15 protein-coding genes are annotated in these 15,709 nt (G+C 72.8%); 3 read left to right on the top strand and 12 right to left on the bottom strand.

The features are described 5' to 3' along the window. Window positions 1–23 precede the first annotated feature (23 nt). On the bottom strand, window positions 24–1,751 hold the full coding sequence (locus ACIBIW_RS01670) for an alpha/beta hydrolase (protein ID WP_399330746.1): 1,728 nt from the start codon (window positions 1,749–1,751) through the stop codon (window positions 24–26). 554 nt (window positions 1,752–2,305) lie between these two features. On the opposite strand from ACIBIW_RS01670, the gene ACIBIW_RS01675 reads away from it, so the two are divergent. Continuing rightward, the gene (locus ACIBIW_RS01675; RefSeq protein WP_399330748.1) at window positions 2,306–3,022 is read left to right on the top strand and encodes a response regulator; all 717 of its coding nucleotides are present in this window, start codon (window positions 2,306–2,308) and stop codon (window positions 3,020–3,022) included. A gap of 47 nt (window positions 3,023–3,069) precedes the next feature. Here the strand turns inward: ACIBIW_RS01675 and ACIBIW_RS01680 are convergent, their stop codons facing one another. The 10 genes from ACIBIW_RS01680 to ACIBIW_RS01725 form a co-directional block, all read right to left on the bottom strand. Next, on the bottom strand, window positions 3,070–3,468 hold the full coding sequence (locus ACIBIW_RS01680) for a DUF3592 domain-containing protein (RefSeq protein ID WP_399330750.1): 399 nt from the start codon (window positions 3,466–3,468) through the stop codon (window positions 3,070–3,072). A gap of 112 nt (window positions 3,469–3,580) precedes the next feature. Beyond that, a complete protein-coding gene (locus tag ACIBIW_RS01685) occupies window positions 3,581–4,111 on the bottom strand; it encodes a gamma carbonic anhydrase family protein (RefSeq protein ID WP_399330752.1) in 531 nt (176 codons plus the stop codon). Window positions 4,112–4,234: 123 nt separating this feature from the next. Then, window positions 4,235–4,999 (bottom strand): RraA family protein, encoded by a 765-nt coding sequence (locus tag ACIBIW_RS01690; protein WP_399330754.1) that lies wholly within the window; start codon window positions 4,997–4,999, stop codon window positions 4,235–4,237. Window positions 5,000–5,101: 102 nt separating this feature from the next. Then, window positions 5,102–6,112, bottom strand: coding sequence for an amidohydrolase family protein (locus tag ACIBIW_RS01695; RefSeq protein ID WP_399330756.1), 1,011 nt, complete (start codon window positions 6,110–6,112; stop codon window positions 5,102–5,104). A 5-nt stretch (window positions 6,113–6,117) separates the two neighbouring features. Further along, window positions 6,118–6,906, bottom strand: a complete 789-nt coding sequence (locus ACIBIW_RS01700; RefSeq protein ID WP_399330758.1) for an enoyl-CoA hydratase — start codon at window positions 6,904–6,906, stop codon at window positions 6,118–6,120. Then, the gene (locus ACIBIW_RS01705) at window positions 6,903–8,111 is read right to left on the bottom strand and encodes a CaiB/BaiF CoA transferase family protein (RefSeq protein ID WP_399330759.1); all 1,209 of its coding nucleotides are present in this window, start codon (window positions 8,109–8,111) and stop codon (window positions 6,903–6,905) included. Before ACIBIW_RS01705 ends, ACIBIW_RS01700 begins: the two co-directional genes overlap by 4 nt. A 38-nt stretch (window positions 8,112–8,149) precedes the next feature. Next, window positions 8,150–9,454, bottom strand: coding sequence for an ABC transporter substrate-binding protein (locus ACIBIW_RS01710; RefSeq protein WP_399330761.1), 1,305 nt, complete (start codon window positions 9,452–9,454; stop codon window positions 8,150–8,152). Between the two features lie 16 nt (window positions 9,455–9,470). Continuing rightward, window positions 9,471–10,361 (bottom strand): carbohydrate ABC transporter permease, encoded by an 891-nt coding sequence (locus ACIBIW_RS01715; RefSeq protein ID WP_399330763.1) that lies wholly within the window; start codon window positions 10,359–10,361, stop codon window positions 9,471–9,473. After that, entirely contained in the window at window positions 10,361–11,317 is a 957-nt protein-coding gene (locus ACIBIW_RS01720) for a carbohydrate ABC transporter permease (RefSeq protein ID WP_399330765.1), read from the bottom strand. The genes ACIBIW_RS01715 and ACIBIW_RS01720 overlap by 1 nt, the downstream gene beginning before the upstream one ends. Further along, on the bottom strand, window positions 11,314–12,231 hold the full coding sequence (locus tag ACIBIW_RS01725) for an NAD(P)-dependent oxidoreductase (protein WP_399330767.1): 918 nt from the start codon (window positions 12,229–12,231) through the stop codon (window positions 11,314–11,316). Before ACIBIW_RS01725 ends, ACIBIW_RS01720 begins: the two co-directional genes overlap by 4 nt. Window positions 12,232–12,472: 241 nt before the next feature. Here ACIBIW_RS01725 and ACIBIW_RS01730 point away from each other — a divergent pair, with 241 nt between their 5' ends. Further along, on the top strand, window positions 12,473–13,177 hold the full coding sequence (locus tag ACIBIW_RS01730; protein WP_399330769.1) for a GntR family transcriptional regulator: 705 nt from the start codon (window positions 12,473–12,475) through the stop codon (window positions 13,175–13,177). 159 nt (window positions 13,178–13,336) lie between these two features. On the opposite strand, the gene ACIBIW_RS01735 is transcribed toward ACIBIW_RS01730, so the two are convergent. Further along, the gene (locus ACIBIW_RS01735) at window positions 13,337–14,830 is read right to left on the bottom strand and encodes an MFS transporter (RefSeq protein ID WP_399330771.1); all 1,494 of its coding nucleotides are present in this window, start codon (window positions 14,828–14,830) and stop codon (window positions 13,337–13,339) included. A gap of 196 nt (window positions 14,831–15,026) precedes the next feature. Between ACIBIW_RS01735 and ACIBIW_RS01740 the strand changes: the two genes are divergently transcribed. Further along, window positions 15,027–15,704, top strand: a complete 678-nt coding sequence (locus ACIBIW_RS01740; RefSeq protein ID WP_399330773.1) for a VOC family protein — start codon at window positions 15,027–15,029, stop codon at window positions 15,702–15,704. Window positions 15,705–15,709 lie beyond the last annotated feature (5 nt).

Genomic DNA, 15,709 nt, shown 5'->3' on the forward strand with positions numbered 1-15,709 from the left:
GCCACGCGACCGGGGCCAGGGGGTCAGGGGGCCGGGTGGTTGACCTCGCTCACGCTCTGCCGCAGGGACTCCCGCAGGGTGTCGGCCGTCGTCCCCTCGGCGCGCAGCCGCGGGGTGTGGGAGTGCTGCGGTGTCACCGGTCCCGTCGTCGGGTAGACGACCGTCTCGCCGGGCAGCGGGGTGCCGGGGCAGGTCTGCCGGTACGGCCGGTCGCCGCCGAGCAGGAAGCCCTCGACGGCCGCGTCCACACAGGTGTTGCCCGCCAGCGCGTACTGGCCGTGGAACGCGGAGTCGTCGACCGAGAGCATCCCGGTGCCAGGCGCCTCGCGCACGGCTTCCCGCGCCTGTTCGTACGCCGTCTGCGGGTCGAACTCGCCCTGCACGACGAGTACATGGGAGGCCATGGACAGGGGCAGCCGGGGCAGCCGCTCGCGCTGTTCTCTTTTCCAGTAGCCGCACGGTTCGCTGAGTCCGTAGGCCCAGCCGTAGACGGGGTAGCGGGGGCCCTGGCGGTCGCTGAGGTGCCGGTACCAGTCCGCCGTGGGGGCGGGCTGGTCGCCGCAGGCCACCGCGTAGCGGGTGCCTGCGACGTCGGTCGTGGCGGGCTCGTCGCCCGCGGCCGCGCCCCGGCCGTTCAGGGCACCGCGTACGTCGGCGGGTGTCACCTTCGCCACGGGCACCCCGAACACCTCGCGGGCCCGGTCGTCGAGCCGCGCCGACACCGCGGCCGCGGCCGCTCCCCCGCCGGGTTCACCGGCCCCCTGGTCCTCGGCGAGGCCCTGCGCACCGGCCTCGAAGATCGCGGAGGCGAGCAGCCACTGGAGTTCGCTGCCCATCCCCACGAAGACCGCGTCGAAGCTGTCGGGGGACACACCGTTGTCGGTGTAGTAGGCGCGCACTTTCTCCCAGGTGGCGCGGGCCGCGGAGACGGTGCCGCCGATGTGCTCGGGGAGGTTGCGGACCACCCACGGCAGATAGGTCTCGTCGAACTGCCGCTGGTCGATGCGGGGGAAGTCCTCGAAGTCGGCCTGGAGCCTGCCCTGCCAGTTGACGCTGGAGTCGAGCACGACGCGTCCCGCGTGGCCGGGGAAGAGGGAGGTGTACTTGGCGCCGAGCCAACTGCCGTAGGAGTAGCCGAGGTAGTTCAGCTTGTCCTCGCCGAGCAGGGCGCGTATGAGGTCCATGTCGTGCGCGGTCTGCCACGTCGTCACATAGGGGGTGAGGTCGTCCGCGCCGCAGGTGTCGGCGACCGCCTTCGGGGTCAGCGCGTGCTCCGCGAGGCTGCGGGGCGAGCGGTCGCGGGCGTCGAGGAGGGTGTCCTGCGGGAGTTGGGAGTCGGGGATGTGGCAGACGAGGCCCTGGTCCGCGCCCTCCTGCCCGGTGCCGCGCGGGTCCATGCCCACCAGGTCGTAGCCCGCGGAGAGTTCGGGCCGCAGCCCGGCTATGTCCCCGGCGAGCGAGGTGCCCTGACCGCCGGGGCCGCCGGGATTCACCAGGATGGCGCCCTTGCGCTCGCCGGTCGCGGCGACCCGGCTGACGGACACCTTGATGTCGGGACCTGCGCCGGGGTCGGCCCAGTCGCGTGGCACGGTCACCAGCGCGCACTGCGCGTCGGCGGAGCCCTTGGCGGGCGTGAACGCGCAGTCGCCCCAGGTGAGTTGCTGGTCGGTGTAGCGGCCGAGCCGGTGGTCGTGGAGGGACGCGGCGGTGGCGGTGCCCGACATCGCGAGGACGAGTCCCGCGGTGAGCACGGCCCCCGTCCGCAGCCTGCCCGACCGGCCGCGGCGCCCCTCCCCCGGTGCGTGCCCCCGGTCGCCGCGGTCCGCCGTACCCGGCCCGCCGGTTGCCGCTTTGCCGCTGGTCCGTCTCGTCCGTGGGGTGCCCATGCGTCGCCTTCCGCTCGTGTGCGACCGGCTCGGCCTCCTGTTGCATGGGCGCGCTCCGGCCTCGGTGGTCGTCCGGCGAGCCTTGCGGAATGCCCGCGTCCGGGGAATCCGTCTGAGGTGCCGCCCCGGCGCGTGCGCCTACCGCGTACGGGGGTCGTCGGCTGTCCGGCCGGACCGCGCCGCCGTACGACGCCGCCCCCACCGGGCGGCCGGACCCCGGAACGCGGGCCGTCCCACCGCGCCCGCACCCCTGGCGAACCGGCCCGCACGCAGCGGACACCTCCCACGGCACGCGCCGTTGGCCGACCGGACACACCCCCTGTCCGGTCGGCCGGCGGTGCGGGGCCGCCCTGGGGCGGTCGCGCCGTGGGCGGCCGTCGCGCGGCCCGTGGCGGTGCGGGCGGTGGGATGATGCGACCGTGAAGGATGCGACCACCCCGGGGCCCGTGCGGGTCCTCATCGCCGATGACGAGGCGCTCGTACGGACCGGTATCCGGCTGATCCTCGCTCACGCGGACGGCATCGAGGTCGTCGCGGAGGCGGCGGACGGCAGCGAGGCGGTCGAACTCGCCGTGCGGCGGCGGGTGGACGTGGCCCTCCTCGACATCCGTATGCCGGGCACCGACGGCATCACCGCGGCCGCGCGCATCGCGTCGCTCGCGCCCCGCACGGCGTGTCTGATCCTGACGACCTTCGGCGAGGAGCCGTACTTCTCCCGGGCGCTCCGCAAGGGTGTGTCCGGGTTCCTCCTGAAGGACATCCCCCCGGCCGAGCTGATCGCCGGGGTCCGCTCGGCCGCCCGCGGTCACGCGGTGGCGTCACCCCAACTGACCCGGCGCCTCTTCGAGCGCTATGTGGAGCACGACGCCGCGGGCGCCGACGCGAGGGCGAGGACGGCGGGGCTCACCGCCAGGGAGCGGGAGGTGCTCGCCCGCCTCGCCGAGGGCCTGGCGAACTCCGAGATCGCCGCGCTGCTCGACACCAGCGAGGGGACCGTCAAGGCCACCGTGCGCGCGGTCCTCGCCAAGCTCGACTGCGACAACCGCGTCCAGGCCGCGGTGCTCGCCCAACGCGCGGGCCTCGTCGCCCCGGCCGGGGACACCGGCCCGGAAGACGGCGACGAGCGGGAGGTCTGAAACCCGACGGGAGTGGGACCCCCGGGCCCGGCGGGCCGGAGAAGCGCTCAGCGGCCGGTGGCGAACACCCAGATCCCGGCGCCCGCGAGCACGGCGCCGACCGCGGCGGGGAACGCGACATCCCAGACCCGCCTCCTGGTGAGGTCGATGCGCGCGCCCTCGGGGGAGGCGGGAGAGTAGCGCACCGGGACCCCACCACCCACGGGAAGGCCCCTGACCCCGGACGACAGGGACTGGAACGTGTGCCGACCGCCCTGCGAGTCGACGAACTCGACCACCGCGAAGTAGGTGGGTCCGTCCTTTCCCGACCTCATATGGTGGCGTACCACCAGGCCCCCGACACGGACCCCGTCGCGCTGTAGGCGGTACTGCACCACGGCCTCCCGGATGCTCGCCCCGAACCCGAGGAGACCCCCCAGAATTGCCAGCGCACCCCACACCGCCATCCCACCTTCCCTGCTCGGACGACTCCATGCCTACCCCCTGTCGCGGAATGGACGCCACATCGGCCACAGGCGGTTCCTGGTCAGGACGCCGGACGCGGCGCGCCCACCGGGGCTAACTCCCCGTGGGCGCGTGGTAGATGGCCGCGGTGCTCCGGTAGGACTCCGCGTTGGCGCGCAGTCCCGCGCGCTCCTCGTCGGTCAGCGGGCGGCGAACGCGGCCCGGCACGCCCGCGACGAGGCTGCCCTCCGGTACGACGGTCCCGGCGAGTACCACGGTGCCGGCGGCGACGAGGCATCCTGGGCCGATGACGGAGCCGTTCAGCACGGTCGCGTTCATGCCGACGAGGGAGCCCTCCCCTACGGTGGCGCCGTGCACGACGGCGTTGTGTCCGACGGAGACGTCGCGCCCGATGTCGGCGGGGAAGCCCTCGTCGACGTGGACGACGGCGTTGTCCTGGATATTGGCCCCCTCCCCCACGGTGATCGTGGCGAACTCGGCGCGCAGCACCGCCCCGAACCACACACTGGCCCCCTCGGCGACACGGACCGCCCCGACGAGGGTGGCGCCGGGGGCGGTGAACGCGCCGGGCGCGACGGAGGGTGCGCGGCCGGGGCCGAGCGGGACGGTGGTTGCGCGCTGCATCAGTGTTCCCCCGTGTGGAGTGGCGGGTGCCGGTGCGGCGGGTGTGCCGGTCCCGGCGTGGTGGTGACGGGGTGAGCCTCCCCCGCCGCGCCGCGGCCATGCGGGGCGCCGGGACCGTACGGCTCACACCTCCGCGTAGTAGGACTCGATCGCCTCGACCTCGACGGTGCGGTCCTCCGGCAGGCCGAGGCGCGCGTACTTGGCGCGGCGGGCGCGCATGTCGGCGAGCAGGATGGCGCGCGCGTGCCGGGCGACCTCCTCGGCGACCTCGCGCGGCACGACGACCACCCCGTCGTCGTCGGCGCCGACGATGTCGCCCGGGTTGACCTGCACACCGCCGCAGGCGATCGTCACCTGTGTCTCGATCGCCATGATGCGGCCGGGGATGATGGTGCGCCCCCGGTGGCGGGCCACGACGGGGGTGTGCTGCGCCGCCACCTCCGCGGTGTCGCGGCAGTACCCGTCGGTGACGATGCCGACGGCGCCGCCGAGCACCGCGCCCATGGCGTTCTCGCTGCCCCAGAAGCCGACCTCGGGCCCGCCGCCCGCGTCCATCACGACGACATGACCCGGCGCCAGGTCGTCGGGCAGCCGCGCGGGGCTGTTGCGCTCGAACCAGATGCGGTGTGCCTCGACGATGTCCTGGGTGGAGTCGAGCTTCCACATCGGCCTGTTGGACGGTACGGCGCGGATGGTGGCGGCCTCGCCCCAGAACCGCATGCCGAGCCAGAGCGGGCGCACCTCGCGGTCCATGAGGCCGATGTTGAAGTAGCCGATGCCGTCGAGCGCGTCGGCGACGTCGCACACGCGCAGGGGCTGGTACAGGCTGCCGAGGCTGTCCGCGGACGCCTTCTCGAACTGGTGGGGTGTGGTGTCAGAGGGTGTCACGGTGATCCGTCCTCGCTGTCGGTCGTACGGGGGTACGTGGTGTAGGGGATGTACGGGGTCCGTGGGCCCGGAGCGGCCTGTCGGTGCTGGTGGCCGGGTGGGTTACGGGGTTTCCGACGGTCCGGTGGGTGGCGTGGTCGGCGCCGGGTGCGTGGGTGGTGCGGGTGGTGTGGGATGCGCCGTGCCGCCGGGCGCGTGGCGGTCGAGCCCGTACCACCGGGAGGCGGTGCCGCCGAGGACGGCCGCGCGGGCGGCCTCGTCCGGGCACACCGCCGCCACCAGCGCGGCGAGGTCGCCCCAGGCCCTGCCGTACCCGGCGCGCAGCAGCACCACGGGCCAGTTGCTCGCGAGCATCATCCGGTCGGGGCCGAAGTGCTCGGCGGTGAAGCGCACATAGCGCTCAAGGGCGCCCGCGTCCCATGCGTCCCACGCGCTCAGCGCGTCGATGCCGACCGAGACCTTCACCGCCACGTTCGGGCACGCGGCGAGCCTCCGCATGTGCGAGGCCCATGGCTCCCAGGCCCCGGACTCGACGGGTGGGCGCCCCAAGTGGTCGACGGTGACGCGCAGTCCGGGGACCGCCTCGGCGAGCCGTACCACCTGCCTGGTCTGTTCGGCCGTGACGGGGACGACGTCCCAGACGAGCGAGCGCCGCGCCAACTCGGCGAAGAGCGCGAGCGATTCGCGTCCGGTGAGCCGGCCGAGCGGGTCGTCCGCGACGAGGCAGCGCACCCCGGCGAGCTTGGGCACCGCGAGCTGGTCGAGCGCGGTACGGGCGGCGGCGGGGTCCTTCAGCGGAAGCCACGCGACCACCCCCGCCACTCTGGGGTGGGCGCCGTACCCGGCGAGCCTGGTGTTCTCCTCGGGCTCGTCCACCGACTGCACCAGCACGCTCGCGCCGACGCCCGAGGCGTCGAGTTCGGTGACGAGGTCGGCGGGGGTGAAGTCGCGGGCCAGCGCGGTGTGTTCGGCGTGCCGCCAGGGCTGCTCCTGCGCGGCCGTGCGCCAGAAGTGCTGGTGGCTGTCGATCCGCGGGCCGTACGGGGTGCCCTGAATGCCGGGAGGGGCAGGGGCGTTGGGGGTATTCGGGGTGTCAGGCGTGTTCGGGGCCATGGCGTTCACCTCCCCGTCCACACGGGACGCCGGTGGTCGAGGAACGCCCGTACGCCCTCGCGGAAGTCGGCGCTGCCGTAGCAGCGGGCGAGCAGGTCCTCGTCGTCGGGGAGCGCCGCCGCGTCGAGGCGCCTGCCGGTCTCCTTGAGGGCGCGCACGGTCAGCGGCGCGCCCTCGCGCAGCCTGCGCAGATACGGCTCCGCGGTCTCGGCCAGCCGCCCGGACTCCGCGAGCGCGGTGACGAACCCGGCCTCGGCGAGCGAGGGCGCGGGCAGCAGCGTCGCGCCCAGCAGCATCGCGTCGGCCCGCGCGGCACCGGCCCTGGCGCGCAGCCTGGCGACCACCGCGGCCGGGAGGCAGTTGCCGAGGGTGCGGGCGACCGGGGCGCCGAAGCGCGCGTCGCGTTCGGCGATCACCAGGTCGCAGCAGGCGGCCAGCACGAGCCCCGCGCCGACGGCGGCGCCCTCGACGAGCGCCACGACCGGCACCGGGACCGCGAGCAGGTCGGCGACGACGGCGCCCACGCGCCGCTCGTAGGCGACGCCGTCGCGGCCGTCCGCGAAGTCCGTGAACTGGGCGATATCGGTGCCCGCCGCGAACCCGTCGGCCGGGTCGCCGCGCAGCGTGACCGCGCGCACGTCGTCGCGCCCGCCGACCTCGGCGGCGATGTCCCTGAGCCGGTCGTACATGGCCCAGGTGAGGGCGTTGCGGCGGCCCGGGTTGCGCAGCCGTACCCGGGCGATGCCGTCGTCGACAGCGAAGTCGACCCCGTCGCCCCGGGTTTCGGGGCTCACCGCCGCTCCTCTTCCCGCCGGTCCTCCAGCTCCTCCAGCACCTCGGCGGTGTGCTGGCCGAGCAGCGGGGCCGGGGCCGGTGGGCGTACGGGGGTGCCGGAGAGCTTGAGGGGCGATCCGAGTACGGGGGTCTCGCCCTCGACGGGATGGTGGAAGGCGGTGACCATGGCGCGGGCGCGTACGTGCTCGTCCTCGGTGAGTACCTGCCGGTAGTCGCGGATGGGCCCCGCGGGCACCCCGGCGCCGAGGAGCGCGGCGACCCAGTCGTCGGTGTCGCGGGTCCTGAGGGTGCGCTCCAACTCCTCGGCGAGCACTGCCTGGTTGAGCATCCGGTGGTCGTTGTCGGCGAACCGGGGGTCGGTGAACAGGTGCGGGGTGTCGAGCACCGTGCACAGCCGCTGCCAGAGCCGTTCGTTGTTGGCGCCGACGGTGAGGTGGCCGTCGCGGGTGGCGAGCGCCTGGTACGGGGCCGACATGCGGTTGGCGGAGCCGAGCGGCGCGGGCGGCTCCCCCGTCGACCAGAACTCCGTCGACTCCCACACCGACAGCGCCAGCGCGGCGTCGAAGAGCGACGTTTCCAGGTACTGGCCCTCGCCGTCCGCGTCCCTGGCGCGCAGCGCGGCAAGCACGCCGATCGCGCAGAACAGCCCGGAGCCCAGGTCGGCCACCGGTATCGCGGACTTCACGGGCGGGCGCCCCGGCTCGCCCATGACGCTCATGACGCCGGTCATGGCCTGGGCGATGAGGTCGTAGCCCGGGTAGGCGGCGTAGGGGCCGGTCTGGCCGAAGCCGGAGATGCTGGCGTAGACGACGCCGGGGTTCGCGGCACGTACGGCGTCGTAGTCCACGCCGAGGCGGCTCGCGACCCCGGGCCTGAAGTTCTCGATGACGACGTCGGCGGTGCGGGCGAGGCCGAGGAAGGTACGGCGCCCGGTGTCGCTCTTCAGGTCGAGGACGACGCTGCGCTTGTTCCTGTTGAGCGAGAGGAAGGCGCGGCTGTCGTCGCCGACGACGGACCTGCCCCAGGACTTTCTCGTCTGGTCGCCGTGGTCGGGGTTCTCCACCTTGATGACGTCGGCGCCCAGGTCGGCCAGGACCATCGTGCAGAACGGGCCCGACATCACCTGGGTCAGATCGAGGACCCGGATTCCCGCGAGCGCCGTCGTGCGGTGGTTTTGGGGTGTGCGGCCGGCGGGGTCAGGCATGGTCGTCTCCTCCTCGCTGCTGGTCGTGCGCGGCGCCCTCAGCGGTTGCCGAGATTGATTTTCGCCTCGGCGAAGAAGTCGTCGACCGCCTGGGAAATGCTCTTCCTGCCGAATGCGATGTTCTCGTATCCACGGGTGAAAGCCTGCTCGAAGGTCGTGTTGTATCCGGACGGGATAAACGGCTGGGGCACCTTCTTGGCGAGGATGTAGTCATAGACTTCCAGTTCCTCTTTGAGGACGGGCGAGGACGGCTTGTCGATCTGCTGCGCGAGCTGGTCCGCGTTGGCCACCGCGCCGTTGTCGGAGTCGTAGACGCGGGCGGCCTCGTCGTCGTTGGTGAAGAAGTCGATGTACGCGGCGGCCGTCGCCTTGTTGTCGCAGCCCGCGGGGATGGCCCAGCCGCTGTTGAAGAAGGCGTTGCCGAGTCCCGCGGGGCCGGTGGGGAAGGGGACGGTGGTCAGCCGCTCGTCGGGGGCGGCGGCGTCGGCGGCCACGAGGGCGTTTCCCGCGGTGGGTTCGCTGAGGACCTTGCCGGTGGTGACGTAGAACTGCTCGGGCTGGGCCGGTTCGTCGGCGGTGTCCTCTGCGGAGTTCGTCAGACCGCCTTTGCGCAGTTCCTCCCAGAGCTTCCAGTAGTCGGCGAGGGTCTTCTTGGAGAAGGCGATCCTGCCTTTCCTGTCGAAGAGCCGCTCGCCACCGGCGATGACATAGGCGGAGAAGACCGGTTCGTTTCCGCCCTGGGATGTGGTCGGGGCGATTCCGGCGGGCAGTTTCGCCTTCGCCTCCTTCAGCCAGCCGACGAACTGCCGCCAGGTGTACGTTTTCGGCAGCGGCGCGATACCGGCTTTCTTCGCCATACTGCGGTTGATCATAAGGGCGTTCCAGGCGGCGCCGTAGGGGACCATATAGAGCTTTCCGTCGGGTCCTCGCCCGCTGTCGAGCAGGTTCTGCGGGATGGAGTCCACGTCGATGAGGCCGGACCTGACGAACGGGTCGAGCGGCTGGAGCAGGCCGTTTCCCGTGTAGTCGTTGAGCTGGCGGGTCTGGAGCCCGGTGACACAGGGCAGTGCGGAACTCGCCGCCTGGACGTTGAGTTTGTCGAAGTAGGTGCTGAAGTCGCCCACCTGGGTCTGGATGGACACCTTGGGGTGTGCCTTCTCGAAGAGCCGGTCGATCCGGTCGGTCTTGGCGACACGGGAGGACGAGCCCCAGTAGGAGAGCTGGATGGTCCCGGCGACGGGGGCGTCGGCCGGGGGCACGGCGGTGCTCCTCGGCGGGGCCGAGCAGCCGGCCAGCAGCGCGCCCACCGCGGCGGCCACGAGAAGCCGTTTCGGTACCGGCATGGCGGTGTGTCCCCCTTCACTTCATTCCGGAGGTGGCGATGCCCTCGATCAGCAGGCGCTGGAAGGCCACGAAGAACCCGACGAGGGGGGCGAGGGAGAGCGTCGCCATCGCGAAGAGCGCGCCGTACGACGACTGTCCTCCGGTGGAGTCGAGGAACGAGTTGAGGCCGAGCGGGACCGTCCACAGGTCGGCGTTGTTGAGGTAGAGCAGGGGGCCGAGGAAGTCGTTCCAGGAGTTGATGAAGCTGAAGAGGGCGGTGGTCCCGATCGCGGGCAGCGACAGCGGTATGACGACCCGTCGGAAGATGCCCCAGTGCCCGCAGCCGTCCATCCGTGCCGCGTCGTCGAGTTCACGCGGCAGTACGCGGATGAACTGCACCATGAGGAAGACGAAGAAGGCGTCCGTGGCGAGGAAGTGCGGGGCGACGAGCGGCGCGATGGTGTTCACCAGGTGCAGCTTGTTGAAGAGGATGTACTGCGGTACGAGCGTGACGTGGTACGGCAGCAGCAGGGTCCCGAGCAGCAGCGCGAACAGCACGCGTTTGAGGGGGAATTCGAGCCGGGCGAAGGCGTACGCCGTCAGCGAGCAGGCCAGGAGGTTCCCGGCCACCGTGAGCACCGCGATCACCGCGGAGTTGAGGAAGTACCGGGAGAACCGCAGCGATCCGCCCGACCAGCCGGCCGCGTAGTTGCCCAGGGTGTAGTGGCGGGAGAAGAGGCCGAGGCTGGAGAAGATCTCCGAGTTGGGGCGGAACGACGCCGCGACCATCCACAGCAGGGGATAGAGCAGCGCGAACAGCACGAGTATCAGCAGCGCGTGGCGGATGACCCCCACGGCGAGCGCGCCGCGCACGGGGCGCAGCCTGCGGGCGAGGGCGGGCGCGGGCCCGGTGGTCGTCGTCGCCATCATCGGTCTCCGTAGTGCACCCAGAAGCGCGCGGTCAGGAAGAGCAGGCCGGTGAACACGGCGAGCACCACGACGAGCAGCCACGCCATCGCGGACGCGTAGCCCATGTTCAGCTGGGTGAAGCCTTGTTGGTAGACGTAGAGGGTGTAGAAGAGCGTCGAGTCGGCCGGTCCCCCGTCGCCGCCGCTCACCACGTAGGCGCTGGTGAACGCCTGGAAGGCGTGGACGGTGTCGAGCAGCAGGCTGAAGAAGACGAGGGGGCTCAGGTGCGGGAGGGTGATGCTGCGAAACCGCCGCAGCCGGCCCGCGCCGTCGACCATCGCCGCCTCGTGCTGGTCGCGCGGGACCTGCCGCAGCCCCGCCAGGAAGATGATCATCGTGGAGCCGAACGCCCAGGCGTTCAGCGTGATGATCACCAGCAGGGAGGTGCGCGGGTCGCCGATCCAGCTCCCGTGCTCGACGCCCGCCGAGTGCAGGGCGTTGTTGAGCAGTCCGTCGGCGCCGAAGATCTGCCGCCAGAGGGTGGCGATCGCGACGCTCGCGCCGAGCAGCGACGGCAGGTAGATCAGCGCGCGGTACGCGGTGATGAAACGGATGCCGCTGTTCAGCAGCAGCGCCACCAGCATCGACACCACGAGCACCACGGGCACGGACACCACGACGTAGACGGCCGTGACCTGGGCGGCGCTGAGGAAGCGGGGGTCGGAGAACATCTGGGTGAAGTTCTGCGCTCCGACCCAGTGCGGGCTGCTCAGCAGGTCGTAGCGGGTGAAGGAGAGGTAGAGCGAGTACGCCATCGGGCCGAGCGTCAGACAGGCCATGCCGATCAGCCAGGGCGCGAGGAAGCCGAGGGCGGCGCGGCCATCCCGGGAGCGCGTCGTACGGCGCCGTCGGTGGGCGGTGGTGGCGCCGGGTGTGCCGCTGACGGCGGGGACCAGCCCCCCGGTGACACTCATCGGCCTCCCGCCTCTCCCTGCTCGGCCCCCTCGGACTCTGCGGCACCCACAGGCTCCGCGGCCTCCGCGCCCTGCGCGGCATGGGCTTCGAGGGGTGTGGCGACGGTGTCCGCGAGGAGCGTGGCGAGTTGTGCCGGGGTCCCCGCGGCACCGGCCGCCGCCACGATCTCGCGCAGGTCCTTGCGCCAGGGCCGGTCGTCGGCCGGGACCCCGGCCGCGTCGTAGTCGCACGCGACACGGTCGAAGAAGCCCCAGTTGCGCCCGACCCAGGTGTCGGCGGTGCCGGTGGACAGCGCCCCCAGCAGCGCCTCCTCGCCGACGCCGTACGCGGCGCCGAGGCGGATGCCGTCGAGGACGCCGCCGAGCGCGGCGAACATGACGAGCTGGTTGGCGAGTTTGACGGCGGCGCCCGCGCCGACCGGGCCGAGGTGGTGCACCTCGGCCGCCACCGTGTCGAGGTAGGGCCGCACGGCGGCGAGCGCGGGCGCCTCGGCGCCGACGAAGGCGGCGAGTTTGCCGCGGCGCGCCCGCTCGGCGCCCCCGGTGACCGGCGCGTCCACGTAGCAGGCGCCGCGCGCCGTGACGAGCGCCGCCAACTCCCTTGTGCGCTCCGGCAGTACGGTGCTGTGCACCACCACGGTGCGGCCGGGCCCGAGACCTTCGAGGAGCCCGCCGCCCAACACCTCTTGGATCGCACGCTCGTCGGGGACGGCGAACGCCACGACACCGCACTCGGCAAGCTCACCGGGCGACGCTTCGCGCGCCCCCGCCTCCGTCAGCACGGCCGTGCGCTCCGGGGACCTGTCCAGCACGCACACGCGCCGCCGCGCCGCCAGCAGATGCAGCCCGATGGCCTGGCCCAGGTTCCCGAGTCCCACAAGACCGACGGCGGGCCCCGCAGTTGTCCGCGCCACGCGCCATCCTCCCTCGCCCTTGAGCTGGATGAATTCCGGCTTGCACTGGATGGAACTGGATGGATCTGGATGAACTCCGGAGAGGCGAGGCCGCGTTCCGACCGGCTCCGCGGCACCGTCTCTCCGCTGCGTCTATTGTCTACAAGTGAACCGCGTCTATTGTCTACAGCAGACAAGAGGGCGCGGCAAGGGCTTCGACAGCGGATAAAGTGAGCAGCCGGGCAGCGGCGGGAGGGGCGGCATGACGTCGATCGGCGGGAGTGACGGGGCCGGGAGGGACGGCCGCGTGCTGCGCGCCCCGAGCCTGGTGTCACTGGCCGTGGAGTCCATCCGCGGACGCATCCTCGCCGGTGAACTCCAGCCCGGGGAACGGCTCTTCGAGGAGCGCCTGACCGAGGAACTCGCCATCAGCAGGCCCCCGCTCCGCGAGGCGCTGCGGCTCCTGGAGAACGAGGGCCTGGTGACCTCGCAGCCGCGCCGCGGCGCCTTCGTCGCCACCCTCACCGACCAGGACGTCTTCGAGATCCTGACGCTGCGGTCCGCGCTGGAGCGCATGGCGTTCGAGATCGGGATACCGGTCGCCGACCCCGCGCTGCTCGACCCGGCGCAGGCCGCGTTCGAGAAGATGGAGGCGTGCGCGGCGGCGGACGACCGCGGCGCCCTGGTACAGGCGGGCTACGAGTTCCACTCCCGGCTCATCAGGATCGCCAGGCACAGCCGCCTTGAGGCCATCTACGCCTCGGTCCAGCAGCAGTTGCTGCTGTGCATGTCGCGGAACCTGATCGCGCGCGAGCGGTTCTACGAGGACCTGCGGGAGCACGCGGCACGCCACGGCAGGCTCCTCGACCTGGTGCGCGCGGGCGATGTCACCGCCGCACTCGCGGAGTTGGCGGTACACGGGGAGCGCTCCTTCGAGGAGACCCGCCCCCGGCCGCACGAGCACTGACCGGCGCCACGAGTACGGCCCCGTACCGCGGACGCCGACACCCACCCACGCACGCACACCGCCACCCACCACGGTCGCCATCCCGCGGCGCGGATACCACCCACCCCACGACGCGGTCACCCACGCCCGGAGCCCCCCGGCTCACTCCCGGCCACCGGCTCACCCCCGCACGCCCACCCTCCGTCCCGCGTTACGGGTCAGCGAGAGCAGCATGCCGAGGAGGCAGGTGCCGGCCAGCACCGTGAGGGCGACGCGGTAGCCCGTGGTGAAGGCGTCGAGCGCGGCGCCCGAGAGGCGGGAGAGGGTGCCGGCGTAGGCGGCGCGCTTCTCGTGGGGTGCCAGCGGGCTGGTGACGATGGCGAGCGACAGCGCGGTGCTGACCACGTACCCGGTGTTCTGCAACATCGACCGCACCCCGTTCGCGATCCCGCGCCGCCCGGGCTCGACACCGCCCATGATGGAGCTGGTGTTGGGGGTGAGGAAGACGGCAGAGCCGACACCGACGGCGAGCAGACAGCCGCCGATGACGGGGTAGCCGAGGGTGGGCGAGAGCGTCGCGGCGAGGACGGCGAGCCCGGCCGCCGCGATGGCCATGCCCGCGCTCGACACCCAGCGGGTCGGATAGCGCGCGGCGAGCCGCCCCGCCAGCGGCGAGGCCAGCGACATGCCCGCGGCCACCGGGATCACCCGCAGCCCGGCCTGGAAGGGGTCGGCGCCGGTGGCCGCCTGGAGGTAGAGCGCGATCAGCAGCACCACCGCGAAGCGCGCGACCGACATCAGCAGGGTGCTCGCGTACGCCATCGAGCGCGCCCGGTCGGCGAACATCGTCAGGTCGAGCATGGGGTACGGGCGCCGCCGCTGGGTCCACAGGAACAGCGGCAGCGACACCACGCAGAGCCCGGCGCCGACCAGCACAGGGGGGCTCGACCAGCCGAGCGCGCCGCCCTCGGAGAGCGCCAGGACGAGGCCCCCGATGAGGGTGAACGTGAGCACCGCGCCGACCTGGTCGAACGGCTCGCGGCGGCGCCCGCCCCGGTCGGGCCGCAGCGTGCGCGCGGCCCACAGCAGGCCGACGATCCCCACGGGCACGTTGAACCAGAAGACGGCGCGCCAGCCGAGGGTGCTCGCCAGCGCCCCGCCCACCAGCGGGCCCGCGACCTGGGCCGCCGCAGCGGCGGTGACGTTGAAGCTGAGCCCGGTGCTCAGCAGCCGGGCGGGGAAGGCGTCCGTGAGCAGCGCGGTGGTGTTGGTGATGATGGCCGCCGCGCCGACCGCCTGGAGCGCCCGGAAGGCGGCGAGGGTGACGGCGTTCGGCGCGAAGCCGCACAGCACGCTCGCGCCGGTCAGGATGCCGAGCCCCACGAAGTAAAGACGCCGTCTGCCCACGATGTCGGCGACCCGCCCGAAGACGAGGATGAGGACCGTGTTGACCAGCATGTACGACAGCACGATCCAGGACGCCTGGGTGGCGTTCGCGGAGAAGTGCCGGGCGACCACGGGCAGTGCCACATCGAGCGTCGAGGTGTTGGTGCCGGAGAGCAGCACCCCGAGGCTGGTGACCGAGAGGACCCGCCAGGCGTAGCGGGTCTGAGCGTGTTCAGCGGCGGTGTCCCGGTCGCCTGCGGTGTCGCTGCGTTCCCTGCCCGCCCTCACCGCGGGCGCCCTCTCACCATCGCCGCCGCAGCACCTTTCCTCGTCGCCCGCACAGAATCCTTGACATCAAGATACTCGCCGGGCCGCGCAGGTCGGCGCCCCGGCGGTGGCGGGGGCGGGCGGGGTCGGTGCCGCAGGTCCGTGCCGGGTGCCGGTGTCAGGGGGTGGTGTCAGTGGGCGGTGCCATCATGCGGGGATGGAGAGAATCGGCACGCAGGACATCCTCACGGCGGTCGCGGACGGCACGCTCGCCGACTGGCGGAAGCTGGCGCAGCCGCTCGCCGCGCGCTATCGCGCCGCCGACGCCCCGGCCGCCGCGGCGTTCGCGGCGGCGGTCACCGCGGCGGCCGAAGCCGCGCACCACACCGTCCACGAGATCCGGCTCGGCGGCGGTCATGTCGACGTGGCGCTGTGCACCGTCGACGAGGGTACGGGCGCCCGGTGGGTCACCACCGCCGATCTCGAACTGGCCCGTGCCGTCAGCGCGTTGGCCCGCGAGCGGGGCCTCGCGGCGGTGCCGGGCGAGGTGACCCAGGTGGAACTGGCCCTCGACGCGGCAGCGGCCCCCGCGCTCGCCCCCTTCTGGTCCGCGCTGCTGTCGGGCGAGGCGCGCCCCCTGGTCACCGACACCGTCTTCGACCCGGCGAACCGCGTGCCCCCGGTGTGGTTCCAGGACACGGACCCGCACACCGCCCCGCGTCAGCGCTGGCACCTCGACGTGTGGCTCGCCCCCGAGGTGGCCGACGCGCGCATCGCCGCCGCCGTCGCGGCAGGCGGCACGGTGGTCGACGACGCCGGGGCCCCGTCGTTCACCGTGCTCGCCGACCCGGAGGGCAACAGGGCGTGTGTGTGCACGGCGCTCCTGCGGGAGTAGCGTTC

The organism is Streptomyces sp. NPDC050560, assembly GCF_044457285.1.
GTDB lineage: Bacteria > Actinomycetota > Actinomycetes > Streptomycetales > Streptomycetaceae > Streptomyces.